The sequence below is a fragment of the Duganella alba genome (genome assembly GCF_009674495.1).
Lineage (GTDB): Bacteria > Pseudomonadota > Gammaproteobacteria > Burkholderiales > Burkholderiaceae_D > Rugamonas > Rugamonas alba.
On the sequence record NZ_WKJN01000008.1, the window covers coordinates 1 to 22356 of the forward strand.

The 22356-nt window shown below is 64.7% G+C and carries 26 protein-coding genes; 13 read left to right on the forward strand and 13 right to left on the reverse strand.

Annotated elements, in window-relative coordinates:
• Positions 1 to 177 precede the first annotated feature (177 nt).
• The 6 genes from GJ695_RS09770 to GJ695_RS09795 all read left to right on the forward strand — a co-directional run bounded on the left by GJ695_RS09770 (position 178) and on the right by GJ695_RS09795 (position 5047).
• Positions 178 to 1041, forward strand: a complete 864-nt coding sequence (locus tag GJ695_RS09770) for a CheR family methyltransferase (protein WP_154357326.1) — start codon at positions 178 to 180, stop codon at positions 1039 to 1041.
• A 9-nt stretch (positions 1042 to 1050) separates the two neighbouring features.
• Positions 1051 to 1650 (forward strand): chemoreceptor glutamine deamidase CheD, encoded by a 600-nt coding sequence (gene cheD / locus GJ695_RS09775; RefSeq protein WP_154357325.1) that lies wholly within the window; start codon positions 1051 to 1053, stop codon positions 1648 to 1650.
• 19 nt (positions 1651 to 1669) lie between these two features.
• Positions 1670 to 2746 (forward strand): protein-glutamate methylesterase/protein-glutamine glutaminase, encoded by a 1077-nt coding sequence (locus GJ695_RS09780; RefSeq protein ID WP_154364215.1) that lies wholly within the window; start codon positions 1670 to 1672, stop codon positions 2744 to 2746.
• A 135-nt stretch (positions 2747 to 2881) separates the two neighbouring features.
• On the forward strand, positions 2882 to 3271 hold the full coding sequence (cheY, locus tag GJ695_RS09785; RefSeq protein WP_008450066.1) for a chemotaxis response regulator CheY: 390 nt from the start codon (positions 2882 to 2884) through the stop codon (positions 3269 to 3271).
• Between the two features lie 126 nt (positions 3272 to 3397).
• A complete protein-coding gene (locus GJ695_RS09790; RefSeq protein ID WP_154364217.1) occupies positions 3398 to 4609 on the forward strand; it encodes an EAL and HDOD domain-containing protein in 1212 nt (403 codons plus the stop codon).
• Between the two features lie 63 nt (positions 4610 to 4672).
• On the forward strand, positions 4673 to 5047 hold the full coding sequence (locus GJ695_RS09795) for a hypothetical protein (protein WP_154364219.1): 375 nt from the start codon (positions 4673 to 4675) through the stop codon (positions 5045 to 5047).
• Here the strand turns inward: GJ695_RS09795 and panC are convergent.
• The 3 genes from panC to GJ695_RS09810 are packed head-to-tail and all read right to left on the reverse strand — an operon-like array spanning position 5044 to position 7082.
• Complete coding sequence (gene panC, locus GJ695_RS09800) at positions 5044 to 5883, reverse strand: pantoate--beta-alanine ligase (RefSeq protein WP_154364221.1); 840 nt, start codon at positions 5881 to 5883, stop codon at positions 5044 to 5046. The two genes, GJ695_RS09795 and panC, sit on opposite strands and share 4 nt — an antisense overlap.
• A 38-nt stretch (positions 5884 to 5921) precedes the next feature.
• Entirely contained in the window at positions 5922 to 6851 is a 930-nt protein-coding gene (locus GJ695_RS09805; protein WP_154364223.1) for a segregation and condensation protein A, read from the reverse strand.
• Positions 6852 to 6872: 21 nt separating this feature from the next.
• On the reverse strand, positions 6873 to 7082 hold the full coding sequence (locus tag GJ695_RS09810; RefSeq protein ID WP_154357319.1) for a DUF3460 family protein: 210 nt from the start codon (positions 7080 to 7082) through the stop codon (positions 6873 to 6875).
• A 126-nt stretch (positions 7083 to 7208) separates the two neighbouring features.
• Here GJ695_RS09810 and GJ695_RS09815 point away from each other — a divergent pair, with 126 nt between their 5' ends.
• On the forward strand, positions 7209 to 8111 hold the full coding sequence (locus GJ695_RS09815) for a DMT family transporter (RefSeq protein ID WP_154364225.1): 903 nt from the start codon (positions 7209 to 7211) through the stop codon (positions 8109 to 8111).
• A 77-nt stretch (positions 8112 to 8188) separates the two neighbouring features.
• Positions 8189 to 9832, forward strand: a complete 1644-nt coding sequence (locus tag GJ695_RS09820) for a hypothetical protein (protein WP_154364227.1) — start codon at positions 8189 to 8191, stop codon at positions 9830 to 9832.
• Here the strand turns inward: GJ695_RS09820 and GJ695_RS09825 are convergent.
• A complete protein-coding gene (locus tag GJ695_RS09825) occupies positions 9798 to 10703 on the reverse strand; it encodes a LysR family transcriptional regulator (protein WP_154364229.1) in 906 nt (301 codons plus the stop codon). The genes GJ695_RS09820 and GJ695_RS09825 overlap by 35 nt on opposite strands.
• A gap of 108 nt (positions 10704 to 10811) precedes the next feature.
• Between GJ695_RS09825 and GJ695_RS09830 the strand changes: the two genes are divergently transcribed.
• Both GJ695_RS09830 and GJ695_RS09835 read left to right on the forward strand, forming a co-directional pair.
• The gene (locus GJ695_RS09830; RefSeq protein WP_154364231.1) at positions 10812 to 11435 is read left to right on the forward strand and encodes a glutathione S-transferase family protein; all 624 of its coding nucleotides are present in this window, start codon (positions 10812 to 10814) and stop codon (positions 11433 to 11435) included.
• Positions 11436 to 11437: 2 nt separating this feature from the next.
• Positions 11438 to 13420: a 2Fe-2S iron-sulfur cluster-binding protein gene (locus tag GJ695_RS09835; RefSeq protein WP_154364233.1), complete on the forward strand. Its 1983-nt coding sequence runs from the start codon at positions 11438 to 11440 to the stop codon at positions 13418 to 13420.
• Between the two features lie 12 nt (positions 13421 to 13432).
• On the opposite strand, the gene GJ695_RS09840 is transcribed toward GJ695_RS09835, so the two are convergent.
• The 5 genes from GJ695_RS09840 to metG all read right to left on the reverse strand — a co-directional run bounded on the left by GJ695_RS09840 (position 13433) and on the right by metG (position 17282).
• Positions 13433 to 13741, reverse strand: coding sequence for a hypothetical protein (locus GJ695_RS09840; protein ID WP_154364235.1), 309 nt, complete (start codon positions 13739 to 13741; stop codon positions 13433 to 13435).
• A gap of 21 nt (positions 13742 to 13762) precedes the next feature.
• Positions 13763 to 14071 (reverse strand): hypothetical protein, encoded by a 309-nt coding sequence (locus GJ695_RS09845; RefSeq protein WP_154364237.1) that lies wholly within the window; start codon positions 14069 to 14071, stop codon positions 13763 to 13765.
• A complete protein-coding gene (locus tag GJ695_RS09850) occupies positions 14068 to 14547 on the reverse strand; it encodes a hypothetical protein (RefSeq protein ID WP_154364239.1) in 480 nt (159 codons plus the stop codon). Before GJ695_RS09850 ends, GJ695_RS09845 begins: the two co-directional genes overlap by 4 nt.
• 79 nt (positions 14548 to 14626) lie before the next feature.
• Positions 14627 to 15106: a GNAT family N-acetyltransferase gene (locus tag GJ695_RS09855; RefSeq protein WP_154364241.1), complete on the reverse strand. Its 480-nt coding sequence runs from the start codon at positions 15104 to 15106 to the stop codon at positions 14627 to 14629.
• 10 nt (positions 15107 to 15116) lie between these two features.
• Positions 15117 to 17282 (reverse strand): methionine--tRNA ligase, encoded by a 2166-nt coding sequence (gene metG / locus GJ695_RS09860; RefSeq protein WP_229260608.1) that lies wholly within the window; start codon positions 17280 to 17282, stop codon positions 15117 to 15119.
• A 99-nt stretch (positions 17283 to 17381) separates the two neighbouring features.
• On the opposite strand from metG, the gene apbC reads away from it, so the two are divergent.
• Complete coding sequence (gene apbC / locus GJ695_RS09865; protein WP_154364245.1) at positions 17382 to 18470, forward strand: iron-sulfur cluster carrier protein ApbC; 1089 nt, start codon at positions 17382 to 17384, stop codon at positions 18468 to 18470.
• An 11-nt stretch (positions 18471 to 18481) separates the two neighbouring features.
• A complete protein-coding gene (locus tag GJ695_RS09870; protein WP_154364247.1) occupies positions 18482 to 18871 on the forward strand; it encodes a DUF4399 domain-containing protein in 390 nt (129 codons plus the stop codon).
• Here the strand turns inward: GJ695_RS09870 and GJ695_RS09875 are convergent, their stop codons facing one another.
• The 3 genes from GJ695_RS09875 to GJ695_RS09885 are packed head-to-tail and all read right to left on the reverse strand — an operon-like array spanning position 18872 to position 20606.
• Positions 18872 to 19735 carry a DUF2141 domain-containing protein gene (locus GJ695_RS09875; RefSeq protein ID WP_154364249.1) on the reverse strand — a complete coding sequence of 288 codons (864 nt, stop codon included), beginning with the start codon at positions 19733 to 19735 and terminating at the stop codon, positions 18872 to 18874.
• A gap of 23 nt (positions 19736 to 19758) precedes the next feature.
• Positions 19759 to 20049, reverse strand: a complete 291-nt coding sequence (locus GJ695_RS09880; RefSeq protein WP_154357306.1) for a transcriptional regulator — start codon at positions 20047 to 20049, stop codon at positions 19759 to 19761.
• Between the two features lie 11 nt (positions 20050 to 20060).
• Positions 20061 to 20606: a hypothetical protein gene (locus tag GJ695_RS09885; RefSeq protein ID WP_154364251.1), complete on the reverse strand. Its 546-nt coding sequence runs from the start codon at positions 20604 to 20606 to the stop codon at positions 20061 to 20063.
• 115 nt (positions 20607 to 20721) lie between these two features.
• On the opposite strand from GJ695_RS09885, the gene GJ695_RS09890 reads away from it, so the two are divergent.
• The gene (locus GJ695_RS09890) at positions 20722 to 21327 is read left to right on the forward strand and encodes a TetR/AcrR family transcriptional regulator (protein ID WP_154364253.1); all 606 of its coding nucleotides are present in this window, start codon (positions 20722 to 20724) and stop codon (positions 21325 to 21327) included.
• Between the two features lie 4 nt (positions 21328 to 21331).
• Here GJ695_RS09890 and GJ695_RS09895 read toward each other — a convergent pair whose 3' ends face one another.
• Positions 21332 to 22297 (reverse strand): ornithine cyclodeaminase family protein, encoded by a 966-nt coding sequence (locus tag GJ695_RS09895; protein WP_154364255.1) that lies wholly within the window; start codon positions 22295 to 22297, stop codon positions 21332 to 21334.
• Positions 22298 to 22356: the final 59 nt, after the last annotated feature.

The following is a 22356-nucleotide window of genomic DNA, read 5'->3' on the forward strand; positions in this document are numbered from 1 at the left end:
CCGCGCCGAAGCCGGCTGCGGCTGCGGCACCGGCCATCGCCGCACCGCGTCCGGCGCCGGCGCCGCGTCCGGCCGCACCGAAGAAAGCCGCTCCAGCGCCATCCGGCGCCGACGAGTGGGAAGAGTTTTAAGCTACACCCGTGGCATAGTTAGCATAGCCAAAAAAGGATTTAACATATGCCGCAATCAAAAGACACGGTCAAGGAATTTGACTTCAACGCCCGCGATTTCGAACGGGTCCGGGGCCTGATCTACAAGCGCGCCGGCATCTCGCTGGCCGACAGCAAGCAGGAGATGGTCTACAGCCGCCTGGCGCGCCGCCTGCGCGCCACCGGCATCGACTCCTTCGCCAAGTACCTGGACGACCTGGAATCGGGCAAGCTGGGCGAGGAGTGGGAGTCGTTCACCAACGCCCTGACCACCAACCTGACCTCGTTCTTCCGCGAAGCCCACCACTTCCCGCTGCTGGCCGAGCACGTCAAGGGCAAGCGCGAGCCGCTGACCATCTGGTGTTCCGCCAGCTCCACCGGCGAGGAGCCGTATTCGATCGCCATGACGGTGTGCGAAGCGTTCAACACGCTGACGCCCAACGTCACCATCGTCGCCACCGACATCGACACCAATGTGCTGGCCACCGCCGCCAACGGCGTCTACGGCATGGACCGGCTGGACAAGATGTCGCCCGAGCGCCAGCGCCGCTTTTTCCTCAAGGGCAAGGGCGATCGCGAGGGGATGGCGCGCGTCCGCCCGGAATTGCGTAATATGATCACGTTCAAGCAGTTGAACCTGTTGGCCGACAGCTGGCCGATCAGCGGCCAGTTCGACGCGATTTTTTGCCGTAACGTCATGATTTACTTCGACAAGGCGACCCAGCGCAAGATCCTGTCCCGCTTTGTCCCGCTGATGAAACCGGATGCGCTGCTGTTTGCAGGGCACTCGGAGAACTTCCTGTATGTCTCGGAGTCGTTGAAATTGCGCGGCAAGACCGTCTACGAACTGGACGACACCGCTGCGGCCCGTAAAGCACCGCAACGCACATGAGAATAGAACATGGACCTCGAACAATTTGCCACGAACGTCTATTTCGATAGAACGTTCGACTGCCAGGCAGCCAAGATTTTGCCGGGCGAGTACTACTTCACCAACAAGGACATGTTGATCGTGACGGTGCTCGGCTCCTGCGTGTCGGCCTGCATCCGCGACCGCGTCACCGGCCTGGGCGGCATGAACCATTTCATGCTGCCGGACGGCGGCGGCGACAACGGCAGCCCGGTGTCGGCCTCGGCGCGCTACGGCACTTATGCGATGGAGATCCTGATCAATGATTTGCTGAAGGCCGGGGCGCGCCGCGAAAACCTGGAAGCCAAGGTGTTCGGCGGCGGCGCGGTGCTGAAAGGCTTCACCGCGATCAACGTCGGCGAGCGCAACGCCGCCTTCGTCCTGAACTTTTTGAAGGTGGAAAAAATCCGCGTCGTAGCGGAAGATCTGAACGATATCTATCCGCGCAAGGTGTACTTCTTCCCGCGCACCGGCAAGGTGCTGGTCAAGAAGCTGATGCAAAGCCATAACGACACGCTGGTCAAACGCGAGATCGAATACGCCAGCCGCCTCAAAGTGGCGCCGGTGGCAGGTGAAATCGATCTGTTTTAAATAACAAGAAGGTAGTTTTATGAAGATCAAAGTCCTGGTGTGCGACGACTCCGCACTGATCCGCAGCGTGATGAGCGAGATCATCAACTCCCAACCCGACATGGAAGTGGTCGGCGTGGCCCCCGATCCGCTGGTCGCGCGCGAGCTGATCAAGCAAACCAACCCCGACGTGCTGACGCTGGACGTCGAGATGCCGAAGATGGACGGCCTCGACTTCCTGGAAAAACTGATGCGCCTGCGGCCGATGCCGGTGCTGATGGTGTCGTCGCTGACCGAGCGCGGCTCGGAAATCACCATGCGCGCGCTGGAGCTGGGCGCGGTCGACTTCGTCACCAAGCCGAAGATCTCGATCCAGGCCGGCATGCGCGAATACACCGAGCTGATCACCGACAAGATCCGCGCCGCCTCCAAGGCCCGGGTGCAGGCGCGCCGCCTGCCGCAGCCGGGCGCCGAAGGCCATGCGGCGACGCCGCTGTCGGCGCTGCGCAACCCGCTGCTGTCGTCGGAAAAGCTGATCATCGTCGGCGCCTCCACCGGCGGCACCGAGGCGATCCGCGAATTCCTGATGCAGATGCCGTCCGACTGTCCCGGCATCCTGATCACCCAGCACATGCCGGAAGGCTTTACGCGCTCGTTCGCCAAGCGCCTCGATTCGCTGTGCAAGATCTCGGTGCAGGAAGCGCAGGGCAATGAGCGGGTGCTGCCGGGCCACGCCTACATCGCGCCCGGCCATTCGCATCTGTACCTGACCCGCAGCGGCGCCAACTACATGACCCGCATCGACCAGGCCGAGCCGGTCAACCGCCACCGGCCGTCGGTCGATGTGCTGTTCCGTTCCGCAGCGCAGGCCGCGGGCAAGAACGCGGTCGGTGTTATCCTGACGGGCATGGGCAAGGACGGCGCGGCCGGCATGCTGGAGATGCGCAACGCCGGGGCGTATAATTTTGCCCAGGACGAGGCGAGCTGCGTGGTGTTCGGCATGCCGCGCGAGGCGATCGCGGTGGGGGCGGCGCACGAAGTCGGTGCGTTGCAGGCACTGCCGGGCATGGTGCTCGGCCATCTGGCACAACATGGTATGCGCGCCTTGCGTGTTTAATCGTGCAACTGTGACGTTTTACTGCTACTTTGTTCGCCTTAAGGCAACGGAAATGCTATCCTACAACTTATTGCCGATGTGGGCACTATTAGTAGGCACTATTAACAACCGCGTAGAGAATCAACGGAGCAATTCATGGCTGATCCAAAGATGAAATTTTTAGTTGTTGACGATTTTTCGACGATGCGTCGCATCGTCCGGAATCTGTTAAAAGAACTGGGTTATGCCAATGTCGACGAGGCAGAAGACGGCGTGATGGCGCTGGCGAAGCTGCGCGCCGAATCGTTCGACTTCGTCGTGTCCGACTGGAACATGCCGAACATGGACGGTCTGACGATGTTGCAAAACATTCGTGCCGATCCAGCCCTGGCCAAACTGCCGGTGCTGATGGTCACCGCCGAAGCGAAGAAGGAAAACATCATTGCGGCGGCCCAGGCCGGCGCCAACGGCTACGTGGTGAAACCATTCACCGCCGCCACGCTGGACGAAAAACTGAACAAGATCTTCGAGAAACTCGGGGCTTGATCGCCGTGACGTAACAAATCGGTGGCGCCGCCGCTGTCGCCGCTCCTGTGGGCGACGCATGCGGTCGTCCGGGTTTCTGATTTGTATGGCCCGCTCCGGCGGGCCTTTTTCATCCTCCTGAGAGCCATGCATCAGACTAACTTCATCGTCCGCGAACCTTTGCTCGATCCCAAGCAGCGCGTGGTCGGTTACGAGCTGTGCTGGCAGCAAGCCAGCACCGGCGCGGCATCGACGCTGGCGGCGCTGGAATCGCTGGTCAGCTTTGTGGCCGGGCAGGTGGTCGACGAGGACGACGGCTGGCTGCTGCGCGACAAGATCCTGTTCCTGGAGGCGGTGCCGGCGATGCTGTCGACCGACGCCCTGCATGCGCTGCCGCCGGAGCATACGGTGCTGTCGATCCGCGCGGCCGAGCTGGCCAATCCGGACACCATGGCGGCGGTGCAGGGCTTGCGCGCCGGCGGCGTCGGCGTGCTGCTGCGCGAAGCCGACCTGACGCGCATCGGCGCCCGCTTGCCGACCATGGCCTCGTATGTGGAGGTGCGCTTCTCGGGCGCCGACGTCGGCGCGCAGGCGCGTACCTATGCGGCGCTGAAGCAATCGACGGTGGGCATGATCGCCCGTCCGGTCAGCAACTGGACCGACTTTGACGCCTGCGCGGCGCTGGGGCTGAACGCCTTTGTCGGCAAGCTGCACCTGACGCCGCGGCCGTCGGCCGACAGCAAGGGCCTGAATCCGGCCCAGACCATCATCATGCAGCTGATGCAGATGGTGCGGCAGAACGCCGACATCGCCCAGCTGGAAGCGGTGCTCAAGCGCGACGCCACGCTGTCGTACAAGCTGCTGCGCTTCATCAACTCGGCCGGTTTCGGCGCGGGCAGGGAGGTGCAGTCGCTGCGCCAGGCCTTGACGCTGCTGGGCTACACGCCGCTGTACCGCTGGCTGACCTTGCTGCTGGCGACCGCCAGCACCTCGGGCTATTCGCCGGTGCTGCTGGAAACGGCGGTGGTGCGCGGCCGTCTGGCCGAGCTGCTGGGGCAGGCGGCCCTGGGCAAGAGCGAGGCGGAGAATATTTTCGTGGCCGGCATGTTCTCGCTGCTGGACCGGCTGCTGGGCATTCCGATGCAGGAAGTGCTGGCCAATGTCCAGCTGTCGGACGACGTGGTGGCGGCGCTGCTGACGCGCAGCGGCAAATACGGCCCCTACCTGGCGCTGGCCGAGGCCTGCGAGCTCAACTCCGACCTGGTGGCCTCGCTGGCCGCCACCTTGAAGCTGAGTCCGATGGACGTCAACAAGGCCCACCTGTCAGCCCTGGCCTGGGCCCAGAACGTCGCCGCTTGAGCGGTCTCAAACACCTCACGCACGGCGGTTGACGCTGCGGCTTGCGCGGCGCAAGATGGCCGCATGAACGCGAATTCGGACAGGGAGTACATCGACAACAAGGTGGGCGACGTCCGCACCGCCGTGGACGACCTGCGCGTTGTAATAAACGACCGGTTCGAGACGATGAATGGAATGCTTGCCGCTTATCGAACGGAGACACTCGCGGTCATCGACAGCACGGTTGCAAAGGCGGTCGCCGACCTCACCAAATGGCTGGCCGCAATCATGGTTGCAATGATTGCGCTGTTTATTGCCGCTGCCGGCCTGATGGTGACGCTGCTGTCAGACCGGCAAGCCCCTGCGCGCATTCCAGCCGTCAGCACGCCATCCGTCATCATCCAGCTCTCGCCGCAAGGCGCGACCGTGTTGCCGGCCGCGCCTGCGGGCAAGCCTTAGATTTCCAGGTTGTCGATCAGGCGCGTCGTGCCCAGCTTGGCGGCGGCCAGCACCACCAGCGGCGTGCCTTGCGCCAGGTCGCCGGCGTTCGGCGGTTGCAGGTCGTTGCGCTTGCGGATCGAGATGTAGTCCGGCTTCCAGCCGCGCTTGGCCAGATCGTCCATCGCCTTGTGCTCCAGCTGGAACACGTCCAGATGGCCGGAACGCATTTCATTGGCGACAAAATTCAAGGTCTGATACAGCACCGGCGCCTCGGCGCGCTCCGTCGCCGACAGATACATATTGCGCGACGACAGCGCCAGGCCGTCGTCGGCGCGCCAGGTCTCGGCCGCGATGATCTCGGTCGGCATGGCGAACTGGCGCGCCATGTTGCGCACGATCATCAGCTGCTGGTAATCCTTCTTGCCGAACACGGCCACGCGCGGCTGCACGCACGAGAACAGCTTGGTCACCACCGTGCACACGCCGTTGAAGAAGCCCGGGCGGAACTCGCCCTCCAGCGTGTTGCCCAGCCCGTCCGGCGGCTGCACGCGGTATTCCTGCGGCTCCGGATACAGATCCTTCTCGGTCGGCGCGAACAGCACGTACACGCCTTCCTTCTCCAGCTTCTCGACGTCGGCCTGGAAGGTGCGCGGATACTTGTCGAAATCCTCGTTCGGGCCGAACTGCAGGCGGTTGACGAAGATCGACGCCACCACCGGGTCGCCGTGCTTGCGCGCCAGGCGCATCAGCGACAGGTGGCCTTCGTGCAGATTGCCCATGGTCGGGACAAAGGCCGTGCGCAGCTGGCCGCTGAGTTGGTCGCGCAATTCTTCAATGGAGGTGATAATTTTCATGGGTGTAGTCGCCTAAGCGTAGATAGGCGCCGGCTGCATCAAGCCGGCGAGTAGGCCAGCCGCACGTAAATCGGTGCGAACGGTTCGGCCTGGGTAATTTCAATCAGGGTTTCCTTGGCCAGCTCCAGCAGCGCGACAAAGTTCACCACCACCACCGGCACGCCGCCGGCAATGTCGAACAGGTCGGCGAACTCGACGAAGCGGCTCGACTGCAAGCGGCGCAAAATGCCGGTCATGTGCTCGCGCACGGACAGCTCTTCGCGGCTGATCTTGTGATGCTGGGTCAGCTTGGCGCGTTTCATCACGTCCAGCCAAGCTTGCTGCAGATCGATGGCCTCGACTTCCGGCCAGGTCGGCACCAGGCTTTGCTCGATGAAGATCTGGGTCCGGACGAAATCGCGGTCCACCTGCGGAATCGTGTTGAGGTCGTAGGCGGCCAGCTTGATCTGTTCGTATTCCAGCAGGCGGCGCACCAGCTCGGCGCGCGGATCATCGGCTTCCGCGTCCAGATCGACCTGGCGCTGCGGCAGCAGCATGCGCGATTTGATCTCGATCAGCATGGCCGCCATCAGCAGGTACTCGGCCGCCAGCTCCAGGTTGGACAGGCGGATCTGGTCGACGTACTTCAGGTATTGCAGCGTCAGCTGCGCCATCGGAATGTCGAGGATGTTGAAGTTCTGCTTGCGGATCAGGTAGAGCAGCAGGTCCAGCGGACCTTCGAACGCGTCAAGGAAGATTTCCAGCGCGTCCGGCGGGATGTACAGGTCGGTCGGCAGCTTGAGCAGCGGCTCGCCGTACAGGCGGGCGAGGGCGGAGACTTCGGCCGTGACGGCGGCGGCTTCAACCGCAGCGTCGTTGGCCGCAGCGGCAGCGCCGGCGTCGACGAGCGCATGGGCGCCGTCCTCCGGCGCGCCGTGGTCGGCTTCCGGTACTGGCGGCTGCACGTCAGCCGTATCGTCTGGCAACATCCTTGCCGCCCCGCGTGTGGCTTAGACCTTGTTCTGGTAGACGTAAGGCTGTTGCTTGACGGCCGACTCCAGCTGACGGTGCTGCTCATCCAGCGAAACCGGTGGACGATCCCACAGCAGCGCGCGACCTTGTTGCTGGCCGGCTTCAATGCCTGGGTTCTTTTCCTTCAACGCCTTGATGAACAGGGTGTGGTCGGATTCGTACATCGAATGTTGTTTAGAAAGTTTCATATTATCTAAGTGGGTGGATCAGCAACGGCTATTTTACCGCGCCCCGGCGTTGCAAAGCTATTTCTATCGCTCGCCCCATGGCGGATCGGGTATGCTCTTGCAAATAATGTTGTGCAAATATCAAAAATGAACCAGCGCCTCTCGTCCAGAACCATTTTCCTGCTGACCTTGCCGCCCCTGCTGTGGGCCGGCAACGCCATTGTCGGCCGCCTGGTGCACGACCAGCTGCCGCCGGTGCTGCTGAACTTCATGCGCTGGGGCATCGCCTTCTTTCTGCTGCTGCCGCTGGCCGGCCCGGTGTTCCGGCGCGAGGCGGGGCTGTGGAAGCACTGGAAAACCTACGCCATGCTGGGCCTGCTCGGCATCGGCATGTACAACGCGCTGCAATACATGGCGCTGCAAAGCTCGACGCCGATCAACGTCACGCTGGTGGCGTCCGGCATGCCGGTGTGGATGATGCTGACCGGCTGGCTGTTCTTCGGCGTGCCGGTCAGCCGTCGCCAGGTGGTGGGCGCGGTGCTGTCGATCGCCGGCGTGCTGCTGGTGCTGGCGCGCGGCGAATGGCGCCATGTGCTGGAACTGCGGCTGGTGGCGGGCGACCTGTTCATGATTCTGGCCACCATCGCCTGGTCGGTCTACAGCTGGATGCTGACGCGCGCCACCGAACCGGCCGACATCCGCGCCAACTGGGCCAGTTTCCTGCTGGCGCAGGTGGCGTTCGGCGTGCTGTGGTCGGGCGGCTTCGCGCTGGGCGAGCAGGCGCTGGGCGCGATTCCGGTGCAATGGAGCTGGACGCTGGCGTTGGCGCTGCTGTACGTGGCGACCTGCCCGGCGGTGATCGCCTTCGGCTGCTGGGGCGCCGGCGTGCGGGCGGCCGGGCCGGCGGTCGGCGCCTTCTTCGTCAACCTGACGCCGTTGTTTGCCGCGATGCTGTCGTCGGCCTTCCTGGGCGAGGCGCCGCATGGCTACCATGCGGCCGCCTTTGCGCTGATCGTCGGCGGCATCGTCGTCTCGGCGCGGCGCGGCTAGAAACCTTGACGGAGCGTAACAAGCTTCGCCGAACAGCGTTCTACACTGCAACTCCGCCATGACACACGGAGCGCACCATGCCGCAACGTCCCCTGATTGCCGCGCTGGCGGCGACCTCGCTATGCCTAGCCGCCGCGCAGGCCGCCGACACCAGCGTCCGCGACGCGCTCGCGCCGGGCCTGCTGGGACTGTATTCCACCGACCGCTTCAAGCTGACCAGCGGTCGCTGCAACGACTGCCTGGCCAGCGAGCAGGCGCTGTGGTACTTCCAGGATGACATGATCGCCGCCGCCAGGTCGGACGCCGTCGGCTACACGCGTAGCCTGCGCGCCCAGGATGATGTGAAGGCCTGGCTGGCCGGGAGCGGCGGCAAGGCAGGCGACCAGGCGCCGCCGCTGGTGTGGATCGGTTCGCCGCACGTGGCCGAGGGCCGGCTGCAAGCGGACGGCCACTTGTCCCGCCCCGGCAACGCCGCGCCCCTGGCGGTGGCGCTGACGCCGAAATTGTCGACTAACCGTTCCTACGTCAACGACAGCAGCCTGTCCTTCTTCGCGAATGGCGACGTCAAGGCGCGCGGCGTGCTGCGCGAAGAGCGCTTCGTGATCCGCACGCTGTGGCCCAAGCGCTATGCGATCGGCACAGCCGCGCCCAGCCGGCCGCTGGCGGGCGGCGAAACCATCGAAAGCCTGGTGCGCGGCGCCACCGCCGCCTACGCCACGCGCACCTTGTGGCGGCGCGACGGCGGCACGCAGCCGCTGCCGCTGGCCGGCAAGCCGGTGCTGGCCTTCATGCTCAACGGCGCGCAGGGCGATGACGATGAATCGCTCGGCGGCCACTTCGCGGTCGCCACCGGCCGCTTTGGTCCGGGCGGCGAATGGGACGACTGGCTGGTGAATAATTTCTACAGCCTGGCGTCCGTCAGCGAGAAAGGCGTCATCGCCTCGACGCTGCCGATGGACGCGTATATGGGCGACCTGAACAGCGGGCAGGCCTGGTATCGGCCCTCGTACATGCTGGTGGCGGTGCTGAAGGACCAGCGCGCGCCGGCGCTGTACCAGCAGGCGATCAGCCGCGTGTTCGGCCACTTCTACCGGCAGGATTTTCACTACCGCCACGCCAGCACCAATTGCGCCGGCATCAATGTCGAGACCCTGCGTACGCTGGGCTGGAAGATTCCGCGTCTCGGTGGAGAAAGTCCGCTGAAGGCGGCGATGGCGCTGCCGTACATGGCGCTCAAGGAGGTCAGCCTGGCCAGCGGACAGAGCGCCTATGATTATCTGAAGACCGAGCGCACCGAGCTGCTGCCGTTCGTGGCCTTCAACACCATCGCTGATGATGTGCTCAAGCGGCTGGCGGCCGGCGCGGCCCGCGGCGGGCTGGAGGCGCAACTGGGCCAGGATCTGGAAGCGCTGCTGTTCGTGCGGATTCCGCAATTCCCGTCGTCGCGCGCGTTGGGCAGCGATCCGGTGCTGTCGCTGCACGAATATCAGCAGCGCGCGCCGGCCAACCGGGCCGACTGGAAGATTGTGCCGGTGGCGCCGCGCGCGTTTCCCGCCACGTTCAAAGATCCCGCCGCGCCGAAGGAGCGCCGGCCGCCTTCGGCGCTTGCCACCTGGGCCTGGGGCGGCATCGCGGCCACGGTGCTGGCGACGCCGGCGCTGATTGTCCGCCGCCGGCGCAAGGCCGCTAGCCGGCCGTCGCCGCCTTCAGCGCGTCGATGAACACGCGCACTTTCTGCGGCACGTGGGCGGTGGCGGGATAGACGGCGTGGATGTCGCTCTCCGCCAGCGACCATTCCGGCAGCAGTCGCACCAGCCGGCCCGCCGCCACATCGTCCTTCACGGAAAACACGGTGGCGCGCAGCACGCCGTCGCCGCTCAGCGCCGCCGCCCGCGTGGCGTAGGCGGTGTTCGAGGAGAACACCGTGTTCTGCATGCGTACATCGACCTGGTTGCCGGCGCGGTCGGTCAGCGAAAACTGCGTCGGCTGCGCCAGCACCGACAGCGACACGTAGGGCAGTTGCGGCAAGGCGTCCGGCGTGGCCGGCATGCCGTGGCGGGCGATGAAGTCCGGACTGGCCACCAGCCAGCGGACCAGCGTGTCCACCCGCGCCGCCATGTGGCCGGAATCGGCCAGCTTGCCCAGCCTTACCGTGACGTCGATGCCTTCGGCGATCAGGTCGATGATGTGGTCGCCGCAGGTGAGGTCGATCTTCAGTTCCGGATAACGCGCGCGCAACTGCGTCAGCAGCGGCGACACCACGATCAGGCCATAGTCGATAGGCGAGGCGACACGTAGCGTGCCGCGCAGCGTATCGCGGCCGCTGCGCGCCTGCTCGATGGCCTGCTCGGCCGCCTGCAGCAGCTGGCGGCTGGCTTCGTAGAACGTGCGTCCGGCCTCCGTCAGGCTCAGCTTGCGGGTGGAGCGCAGCAGCAGGCCGACGCCGATTTCCTGTTCCAGCAGCTGCATGTGCTTGCTGACCATGGATTTGACCAGCCCCAGCCGTTCGGCGGCGGCCGTCAGGGAGCCGGCCTCGACCACTGCGACAAAGGTGGTCAGGCGGTTCAGGTTGATGGTGCTGAGATCTATCATGGCTTGATTGTACACTTTAAGTGGATGGTGATTCCGATTTTGTCCGTCTTATCAGCACGATGCGCGCTCCCTATACTGGCGTCATCACTCACCAACCAAGGACGCATCATGAAGCTGTACGGCATTCCACTTTCGGGCCACACCCACCGCGCACGCCTGTTCCTCAGCCTGCTGGACCTGCCGCATGAATTTGTACAGGTCAACCTGGGGGCCGGCGAACACCGCCAGCAGCCCTTCCTGTCGCTGAATGCCTTCGGCGAAATCCCGGTGCTGCAGGACGGCGACGTCACGCTGGCCGATTCCAACGCCATCCTGGTCTACCTGGCCTCGAAGTACGACGACAGCGGCCGCTGGCTGCCGCGCGATCCGGTGGCCGCCGCCAACGTGCAGCGGTGGCTGTCGGCCGCCGCCGGCAAAATCGCCTACGGCCCGGCCGCCGCCCGCCTGGTCACCGTATTCAACGCACCGCGCGACCACCAGGTTGCCAAGGACATCGCGGTGCGCCTGTTCGACGTGATGGAGCAGGAGCTGCAAGGCCGCCGCTGGCTGGTGGGCGAGCACGCCAGCATCGCCGATGTGGCCGGCTTCAGCTACATCGCCCACGCGCCGGAAGGCGGCGTTTCGTTGAAGCCGTACCCGAACATCCGCGCCTGGCTGGACAATGTGCGCGCGCTGCCCGGCTTTGTCGCCATGCCGGCCACCCAGGCCGGTCTCGCTCCCGAGGAGGTGTAATCATGAATGCCGTCGCAACTGTCTTCCATGCCGGTGAACTGGCGATCCAGGAGCGCGCAGGCGTGCGCGAGCAGATGGCTGGTGCGACGGCATACATTCGCGATCACATGCCGGAACAGCACCGCGAGTTCTTCCACGAGCTGCCGTTCTTCTTCCTTGGCGCGCTGGACGCGGCGGGGCAGCCGTGGGCGACCATGCTGGCGGCCGATCCCGGTTTCATCGTCACGCCCGATGCGCGCACGTTGCGCATCAACGGCGGCATGCTGCCCGGCGATCCGCTGGAAGGCCAGCTGCATGCCGGCGCCCACGTCGGCGGACTGGGGCTGGCGCCGGCCACGCGCCGCCGCAACCGCGTCAACGGCGAGATCGTGGCGGCCGACGATGGCAGCCTGCGCATCGCCGTCACGCAGAGTTTCGGCAACTGCCCGCAGTACATCCAGCATCGCCAGCATACCGCTGCGCCGGCCGATGGCCACAAAGTGCAGCTGCTGCGCGGCGTGGCCTTGAGCGCGGCCGACCGCGAGCTGATCGCGCGAGCCGATACCTTCTTCATCGCCAGCGCCAATATGTCGGCCGATGCCGGCAGGGGGCGCGGCGTGGACGTTTCGCACCGCGGCGGCCGGCCCGGCTTTGTGCGGGTGGACGATGAGCGCACGCTGACCGCGCCTGAATTCGTCGGCAACTACTTCTTCAACACGCTGGGCAATCTGCTGGAGCATCCGCGCGCCGGCCTGCTGTTCATCGACTTCGAGCGCGGCGACATGCTGCATGTCGCGGTGGAGGCGGAAATCATCTGGGATGGCCCGCAGCTGCAAGCCTTCGCCGGCGCCGAAAAGCTGCTGCGTTTTCATGTGCGCGAAGTGGTGCGCAATGTGGCTGCGCTGCCGTTCCGCTGGAGCGAGCCGAAGCCGGCCGCACAGCTCGTCCGCACCGGCAACTGGAGCGAGGCGGACAGCGTGCAGGCGGCGTCGTCGATGCCCAAGGGCTGGCGGCCGTTCAGCGTGGTGGACGTGGCGGCTGAAAGTGCCGACGTGCGTTCGTTCTACCTGGAGCCAGCCGACGGCATGGGCGTGGCGGCGCACGTGCCGGGCCAGTTCATCACGCTGCGCGTGCCGGCCTGGGCCGGTGACGGCGCCGCGTCGCAGATCCGCAGTTACACCATTTCCGACGCGCCGGACGGCCGCCGCTACCGCATCAGCGTCAAGCGCGATGGCGTGGTGTCGCGCTGGCTGCATGCGCACCTGGCGCCGGGCGCGCAGATCGAGCTGATGGGGCCGGGCGGCGATTTTACGTTTGAAGAAGGTACGCAGCGGCCGGTGGTGATGCTGTCGGCGGGCATCGGCATCACGCCGATGATCGCCATGCTGAACGGCCTGCTGGTGAACGGCAGCCGCACGCGGCACAAGCATCCGATCTACTTCATCCACGGTGCGCGCGATGCCGGCCATCCGTTTGGCGTGCATCTGCAAACGCTGGCGGCGTCGCATGGCAATCTGATGGTGCACGTGCAGCTGGGCCGCATCGGCATCCAGCTGCTGAAGGAGATGCTGCCGTTTGACGATTACGACTTTTATCTGTGCGGCCCGGCGGGCTTCATGCAGGCCATGTACGATGGCTTGCGCAAGCTGAATGTGGCCGACGCGCGCATCCGTTTCGAGGGGTTCGGTCCGGCCAGCGTGAAGCGCGAGACGGCGCGGCCGGCGCCGCAGGCGACGCGGCAGCCGGTCGCCGTGCGCTTCGCCGGGTCCGGCGTTGAGGCGACCTGGGACGGTTCACATGCCAGCCTGCTCGATCTGGCGGAGGCCAACGGCGTGCAGGCGCCTTCCGGCTGCCGCTCCGGCGTGTGTGGTTCCTGCGCGGTCGGCTTGAAAAGTGGCGAAGCGGCCTACACGCGCACATGCAGCGCCCAACCGGAAGACGGGCAGGTGCTGCTGTGCTCGACAGCGCCGCGCGCCGGCAGCGGCCCGATCACGCTGGCGCTGTAAGACCGCTGCGGCTTAACGCTTGGATTTGACGGTGGTGTCTTCGCATGGCGCGTGGGCCGGTGCGGTGGCGTTGCCGTCGGTGTGGACGGTATTGCAGTCGGCGTTGGCGTTTTTCCGCGCCTTGCGGTCCTTCGCGGTTTTTGCCGGTGCGGTGTTCTGCATGTTGGAGTTGTTCTGCATGGTGGTGGCGTTCTGCTCGCCGCTGGTGGCTTTGCTTTCACCCGTGGCTGGCGTGCCGGTGTTCGAGGTGCCCGAGGTTTGGGCAACGGCGGCAGTGCTCATGCATGCCGCCGCAATGATGGCGATCAGTTTGCTGTTCATGATGGACTCCTTGTGGTGGGTTTAACGTTTCACGTCCGGATTGGGCGTGGTGGGGGCGGCATGGGGCGATGAGGCCTTGCCGTTTTCCTTGCCGCAGTTCGCGGTCTGGGCTTTGCCGGTCTTGGCGTGCGCCTCGACGCTCTCGCCGCCGCTGGCTTCCGTGCCGCCCTGCATGTTGCCGCAGGCGGTTTGTGCCGGCTTGTCGGACTTCTTGGCCGGCGCCGTCTTGCCGTCGCCCGTTTTGACGGACGGATCAGGAGAGGTCTGCTGCGCAAAGGCGGGTGCGCTCAGGCAGCATGCGAGCATGCAGAGAGTCGTCAGGTGTTTCATGGACGCACCTGACCATTGTTGCAGGCAACGTTGGGGGCGGTGTCGACACGGGCTTGGCCGGTGGCCGTGGCGGTGGTCGTGCCCGTTGTGCCGATCGTGCCCGCTGCGGTATTGACGCCATTGACGCAGTTCACCGAGTTGTTGCGGTTGACGTTGTTCGGGTTGTTATTGTTCAGACTGTTATTGTTCAGATTGTTGTTATTCAGCGTGCTGTTGGTGTTGAGGTTGTTGTTCAGGCTGTTCAGGTTGTTCGAATTGTTGAGATTGTTGTTCAGGTTGGCGCTTGGATTGCTTGGCGTGTTGAGGTTGCTGTTCAGCGTGCTGCGCGGCTGATTCAGCGGCAGGGCGTTGTTGGGGGTGCCGGTGGGGACCGCGCCTTGCGTCAGCGGCTGGGAGCCGGTGGGGGCGGTGGTCTGCGCCATGGCGGCGGCGCTCAGGCTGGCGGCGGCGATCAGTGCAATCAGTTTGCTGTTCATGTTTTGCTCCTAAGAGAATGAACAGTCATTCTTTCATGCGAGCGCCGCCGCGCGCGTAGGACTCGTTCTCGTATGCCTGTCAGTGTCGCAGCAGACGTCGCATGACCAGCGGCGCCGGTTCCAGCGGATTGGCATGGGAATATTCCAGTTCCTCGGCCAGTTCGAACGCGTAGGCGGTGTAGAAATCGATCAGCTTGGGCTGGTCGGCGCGCACCGCCAGCCGTACTTCCTCGACGCCGGTGGCCAGGCCGTGATGGATCACCGCCTCCAGCAAATGCTGGGAAAGATTGCTTCCTCGATACTCCGGCAGCACGCCCATGCGGCACACTTCCCACACGTCCTGCTCCGCGTCCAGCGGCAGCCAGCGCACCGAGCCGACCGCGCGGTTATCGATCTCCAAAACAAAACCGCCGCCATCGCGCAGGTGTTCTGCGACGATGACGGCGGTTTCGCGGTGGCCACTGGAGGTGACGCTCACCTTGCCGGCCCACGCGGCACGCGTGAGTTCGGCGATCAGTTTGGCATCGTCCTTTGTTGCTTCTCGCACCATCAGATTCATGCCGGATTCCTTAACTGATGCGCATGCCAGGTTCCGCGCCCGGCCATGGGTTCAGGATGTAGATGCCTGGCTTGGTCTTCTCATCAACCGCCGAGGCCGCCATGACCATGCCTTCCGACACGCCAAACTTCATCTTGCGCGGCGCCAGGTTGGCCACCAGCACGGTCAGCTTGCCGATCAGGTCTTCCGGCTGGTACATCGACTTGATGCCCGAGAAGACGTTGCGCAGGCGGCCTTCGCCGGCGTCCAGCGTCAGGCGCAGCAGCTTGTCCGAGCCTTCCACGTGCTCGCAGTTGACGATCTTGGCGATGCGCAGGTCGACCTTGAAGAAGTCGTCCACCGAGATTTCCGGCGCGATCACTTCAATGCCGGTTTCGGTCACGGCGACCGCCGGCGCGGCCTTGGCCTTGGCCGGTTTCTCGGCCTTGACCGCCGGCGCGGCGGCTTGCGCGGCGGCGCCTTGCGGCGCGTCGAACAGGTCTTCGATCATCTTGGCGTCGACGCGGGTCATCAGGTGCGCGTAGGCGCCGATGGTGCGGCCCAGCATGGCGCTCGACACCACGCCGCTGGCGACATTGGTATCGTCCCACAGCAGCTGCTCGTCGTTGAGGAACTTGGCCACGTTGGCGGCCACGCCCGGCAGCACCGGCGACAGCAGCAGCGTCAGCTGGCGGAACAGGATCAGCGCGGTGGTGCAGACGTCGTGCAGCTCGGCGACTTTCGATTCGTCCTTGGCCAGGATCCACGGCTTGTTCTCGTCGACGTACTGGTTGGTGATGTCGGCGATTTCCATGATTTCGCGCAGCGCCTTGCCGTACTCGCGGGCCTCGAAATTGGCGGCGATATTGGCCTGGCGTTCGACGCCGTCCGCCGTCACCAGCGCGCGCTTGATCCACGCCTGGGCGTTGTCGGACAGGCTGGAGGCCAGCTTGCCGTCGAACTTCTTGGCGATGAAGCCGGCGCAGCGCGAGGCGATGTTGACGTACTTGCCGATCAGGTCCGAGTTGACGCGGGCCACGAAGTCGTCGCCGGTGAAGTCCAGGTCTTCCACCTTGGAGTTCAGCTTGAAGGCGATGTAGTAGCGCAGCCATTCCGGATTCATGCCCAGGTTCAGGTAGCGCAGCGGCGAGATGCCGGTGCCGCGCGACTTGGACATTTTCTCGTTGTTGACGGTCAGGTGGCCGTGCACCGCCACGCGCATGCGCTCGATGGTCGGGTGGCCGGCAAACTTCAGCATCGCCGGCCAGAACAGCAGGTGGAAGGAGACGATGTCCTTGCCGATGAAGTGGATCTGCTCGGTGTTCGAATCGCGCAGGAAGGCGTCGTAGTCCAGGCCCTTCTTGTCGAAGTAGTTCTTCAGCGAGGCCAGGTAGCCGACCGGCGCATCCAGCCAGACGTAGAAATACTTGCCCGGCGCGTCAGGAATCGGGATGCCGAAGTAGGGCGCGTCGCGCGAGATATCCCAGTCGGCCAGCTTTTCGCCGGCTTCGCCCAGCCATTCGGACACCTTGTTGACCATTTCCGGCTGCAAACGGCCAGGCGTGTTCAGCCATTCCTTGAGGAATTCGTAGCAGCGCGGGTCGGACAGCTTGAAGAAGTACTGTTCCGAATCCTTCAGCACCGGCGTGGCGTTGGTAAACACCGAGAACGGATTGATCAGTTCGGTCGGCTGGTAGGCGGCGCCGCACACTTCGCAGTTGTCGCCGTACTGGTCCTTGGCGTGGCACACCGGGCACTCGCCCTTGATGTTGCGGTCGGCCAGGAACATGCCTTTGACCGGGTCGTAGAAGCGCGGCACGATCTTGGTCTGGATCAGGCCGGCGTCGCGCAGCTTGCGGTAAATGCCTTGCGACAGCTCGACGTTTTCCGGCGAGTCGGTCGAATACCAGTTGTCAAAGGCGATGTGGAAACCATCGAGGTACTGGGCGCGGCCGGCGGCGATCTTGGCCACGAACTGCTGCGGCGTGATGCCTTCCTTCTCGGCGGCGATCATGATCGGCGTGCCGTGCGTGTCGTCGGCGCCCACAAAGTGGACTTCGCGCGCCACACCATTGTCGCGCTGCATTCGCTGGAACCGGACCCAGATGTCGGCCTGGATGTACTCCATCATGTGGCCAATATGGAAAGCGGCGTTTGCGTAGGGCAGGGCAGTGGTGACGAACAGCTTGCGAGTCATGGTTGTTGCACTTTGTGGGTGGAAAAGGAGCATTTTACCAGCGGATGCGGCACTTGCGCAGGTTGCGCTAGAATGGCGGCATATTTCACGGAGAGTTACATGACCATTGCAGTAGAAGACGTCAAGGCCGCCTTGTCGAAAATTGTTGACCCGAACACAACGAAAGATTTTGTATCGGGCAAGGCCGTCAAAAATTTGAAGGTGGATGGCGGCGATATCTCGCTCGACATCGAACTCGGCTACCCGGCCAAAAGCCAGATCGACGCCATCCGCAGCAGCGTGATCGCCGGCCTGAAAACCCTGCCGGGCGTGGGCAACATCAGCGTCAGCGTGTACAGCAAGATCATCGCCCACACCGTGCAGCGCGGCCTGAAGCCGATGGTCAATGTCAAAAACATCATCGCCGTGGCTTCGGGCAAGGGCGGCGTCGGCAAGTCGACCACCGCCGTCAACCTGGCGCTGGCGCTGTCGGCCGAAGGCGCGTCGGTCGGCCTGCTGGACGCCGACATCTATGGCCCGTCGCAGCCGATGATGCTGGGCGTGTCCGGCCGTCCGCAAACCAAGGACGGCAAATCGATGGAGCCGCTGGAGAACTACGGCGTGCAGGTATCGTCGATCGGCTTCCTGATCGATCCGGACGAGCCGATGGTGTGGCGCGGCCCGATGGTCACCCAGGCGCTGCAACAGCTGCTGGAACAGACCAACTGGCGCGACCTGGACTACCTGATCGTCGACATGCCGCCAGGCACCGGCGACATCCAGCTGACCCTGTCGCAAAAAGTGCCGGTGACCGGCGCGGTGATCGTCACCACGCCGCAGGACATCGCGCTGCTGGACGCGCGCAAGGGCCTGAAGATGTTCGAGAAGGTCGGCATCCCGATCCTGGGCATCGTGGAAAACATGAGCGTGCACATCTGCACCAACTGCGGCCATGCGGAAGAAATCTTCGGTCACGGCGGCGGCGAGAAGATGTGCAAGGACTTCCACGTCGACTTCCTCGGCGCGCTGCCGCTGACCATGGCGATCCGCGAACAGGCCGACGCCGGCAAGCCGACCGTGGTGGCCGATCCGGACGGCCAGGTGGCTGCCATCTATAAAGCCATCGCGCGCAAGGTGGCGATCCAGGTGTCGGAAAAAGCCAAGGACATGACCAGCAAGTTCCCTACGATCGTCGTCAAAAACGACTAACAGGAGCAACCATGATGAAATCGGTATTGGCGGCAACGCTGCTGGCCCTGGGCGCCAGCGCGTGGGCGCAGCAAACGGTGTCGTTTGTCGAGCCGGTCAACGGCGCGACCGTGAGCAGCCCGTTCAAGGTCAGGTTCGCGGTGGCCGGCATGAGCGTCAAGCCGGCCGGCGACATGACGGCCAATACCGGTCACCATCATCTGCTGATCAACACCACGCCGGTCAAGGCCGGCGAAGTCATTCCAGTGGACGACAAGCACCTGCACTTCGGCAAGGGCCAGACCGAAACCGAACTGACCCTGCCGCCGGGGAACTACACCTTGACCATGCAGTTTGCCAACGGCCTGCACCAGGCTTACGGTCCGGGCATGAACAAGGAAATCAAGATCACCGTCAAGTAATTACTTGTGCAGCGTGATGGCGATGGTTGTGCCGTCGGCGGGCAGCGTGAAGCGCGCGGCCTCGTACTTCGGCGGCCCGAACTTGCCTTCGGCGTTGTTGCTGAAGCCGGTTGGCTCGGATGGAATGCCGAACATCACGGTGTCCATCTTGCCGTTGCTGTTCACATCCTGGAACAGCACGATCGCGTAGTCGCCCGGCGGCAAATCGTCCAGCTTGACCTGCATGGCCGCGTCGCCGGCCGGCACCGTCAGCTTCTTCATCGACTTGCGCAGGAACTGCTCGCTGTTGTTGTAGACGGCGATCATCAGCGTGCCTTTGCCCGGCACGACATCTTTCAGATCCAGCGTCACCGTGGCCGCCTGCGAGGCGGTCGCCATGGCCGCCAGCGCCACGGCCGCCATGCCGGCGCGCGCCGTCCGCCCCCAGAAATAGGCCAGCAGCATCAGGAACGCCATCATCGTCACGCCCTGCACCAGGCCGACCAGCGCACGTTCGCCCTGCAGGGCGGGCACGCGCACGAAGGCTTCGTTGATCAGCCCGCCGATCAGCTGGTAGTAGCTGAACACGATGGCGGTCAGGTGGGCGCGCAGCCAGTGGCGGCCCGGCTTGCGCCAGCGGGCGCTGGCAAAGGCGATCGCCAGGCTGGCCAGCGTGCATAGCGCCAGCACGTGGAACACATTGAAGCCGCCCAGCTGATAGATGCACAGCGCGCTGACGTTCACGCACAGCATGGCGTAGATGTAGCGCAGGCCGTCGCGCCGGTGCGTGGCGCCGCCCTTGGCGCGCCACAGCAGCACGCCGCCGATTGCCAGCGCGTAGAAACAGGCCAGGGTGTGCAGCCAGCCGATCAAAGTCATATGCATGGTGTTCCTCTCAGGTCAGGTGATTACATATCCAGCAATGCGCGCAGTTGCGCCACGTGGTGGCGGTAGGCGGCGCGGCCGGCAGGCGTGGTGCGGATGCGGGTCAGCGGCTTTTTGCCGACGATTTGCTTGTCGATCTCGACATAGCCGGCGCGCGCCAGTGTTTCCAGGTGCGCGCCGAGGTTGCCGTCGCTGGCGTTGACCAGCGACTTCAGGCGGACGAATTCAATCCATTCGTCCTTCTTCAGGGTGTGCAGCGCCGTCATCATGCGCAGCCGTGTGCTTTGGTGTATGACTTCGTCAAGGCCGTCCATTGCCGTCGTCCTCAGCGCGCGTGGCGCATCCAGGTGCCGCCCAGCAGCAGGCCGCCGCCGGCCGCAACCGCCATGACCAGGTCGTACCATGGACTTTGAAGCAGATACGCCGCCAGGCTGACGGCGATCACCAGGCCGCCCAGCACGGTCCAGCGCAGGCCGAACCACAGGCCGTGCAGCATGTAGGTACTCATCGCCAGACAGGTCCAGAACACTTCGATACTGCGGCCGCGCGGGCCGATCAGCATGGAGACGATGATGCCGAACCCCAGCAGGATGCAGCCGGCCCACGCCAGCCGCCGGTCGTTCGGCTGCCGCGCGCCGCCGCTCTCGCGCCAGCGCAGCACGATGGTGCCGATAAAGCCCGCGACGTCGCAGAGCATCCAGATGCTGCCGGCCTTGCCCGGCAGCCAGTAGCAGGCCAGGTGCGCGACGATCCACACCACGCCCCACAGCTGCACGATCGGCCCCCGGCGCCAGTAGCCCAGGTATTGCTCGCTGCGTTGCTGCGTTTCTTCAATTTCCGCCAGGAGGTCGCGCGCCAGTTGCTGATTCATTGATGTCCTATAGAGTACTCTGTAATGCAGAGTAGTTTGCTGTCAAATTATCTGGATGTCAACTCGAATATCTGGCGGCGCGCTAAAATGATGGTTTTCACGCACAGCCTGTTTTATGCCGTCTGCCGCACTTCGTCTCCGCAAAGCGCCGCGCCAGAGCCGCGCCGTCCACACCGTTGAGGCGCTGCTGGAGGCGGCTGCGCTGGTGCTGGAGGCGGAAGGGCTGGAGGGCTTCAACACCAATGCCGTGGCGCGCCGTGCCGGCGCCAGCATCGGCACGCTGTACCAATATTTCCCGAGCAAGGATGCATTGACGCTTGCGCTGCTGATGCGCGAGGAAGCCAGGTCGCACGCCGCAGCGGCTGCGGCCGCAGCGCTGCCGTCGTGGCGCGATGCGCTGACTGCTTTCATCGATGTCGGCGTGGCGCAGCAGCTGACGCGGCCGAATCTGGCGCGGCTGCTGGACCAGGAGGAGGGCCGTCCGGAGATCCGCGCGGCGATGGCGGGACAGCACAGCTTCCATGACCTGCTGCTCATCGTGCTCGACAAGCCCGACGCGCCGCCGCATCTGCGGGACGCCGCGCGCCGCTCGGTTGCCGCTGCCGATCTGTTCGTGATCATCCGTGGGCTGGTGGACGCCGCCGGCCAGCGCGGCGAGCGCGATGTGGACGATCTGGCGCGCCGCGTGCGCGCGGCGGCCTTCGGCATACTGAACGGCTAGCTTGCTACCAAGGCCAGGCCACGTTCAGGCCGGCGCCATCCCGTTGCGCCGCTTTATATAGATGCTCTCCCAGCACCAGATCCTGCAAGGCCAGGCCGGTCATGTCGAAGACCGTGATGTCCGCCGGTTCGCGCGTGAACGATGCGTGGCCGGCCAGCAGATCGCCCATCTGGATGCATGCCAGCCCGGTGGTCCATTGCATTTCGCCGAGCGCGCCGGCCTGGGCCTGGTCGTCCACGACGATGCGCGCCCGTTGCAGCAGGCCCGCCGGCAGCTCGCGCTTGCCGCGTGTGTCGGCGCCGACGCAGTTGATGTGCGTGCCGGGCCGCACCGCGCCGGCGCTGAACAGCGGCCCACGGCCCGGCGTTGCCGTGATGACGACGTCGCTGGCGGCCACCGCCGCATCGGCATCGGCCGCGTGCACGGGTTTGCCGGCGAGTTGCGCTTCAAAGCCGGCGTCCGGTGCGCCGCTGTGCGAGACGTAGCGTATCTCTTTCAGCGAAGGCAGGGCGCGTAGCGCCGCCGCGGTGTGCGCGGCGGCCTGCACGCCGGTGCCGAACACGCACAGCGTCCGGCTATCCGGCCGCGCCAGCATGCGCAAGCCGAGTTCGCCTGCCGCCGCGGTGCGCGCGGTGGTGATGGCGTTGCCGTCCATGATGCAGCGCGGCCGTCCGGTCGACGGATCGAACAGCATCACCGTGGCCTGATGCGGCTCGCCGCCCAGCGCGCGGTTGGCTGGCCAGAAACCGGCCGCCTTAAAGCCAAGCACGTCCTGGCTGGCGATATCGCCCGACTTGATGCCGAACACGCCGCCCGTCGCCAGCGCCTCGCGCACCACCGGGAAGATGCGTCCCTGCTGCGACCCCTGCAGTGTGAATGCGGTGCTCGCCGCTGTGAGCGCCATTTCCGGCGTGAGCAGGCCGGCGATCGCGTCGCGGTCCAGAAGCAGAAGTTGGGCTTGATTGCGCATGATTGGCTAATTTGTCTAAAATTGGATAGAATGTATTTTATCGCAAATAAGGAGCTGGT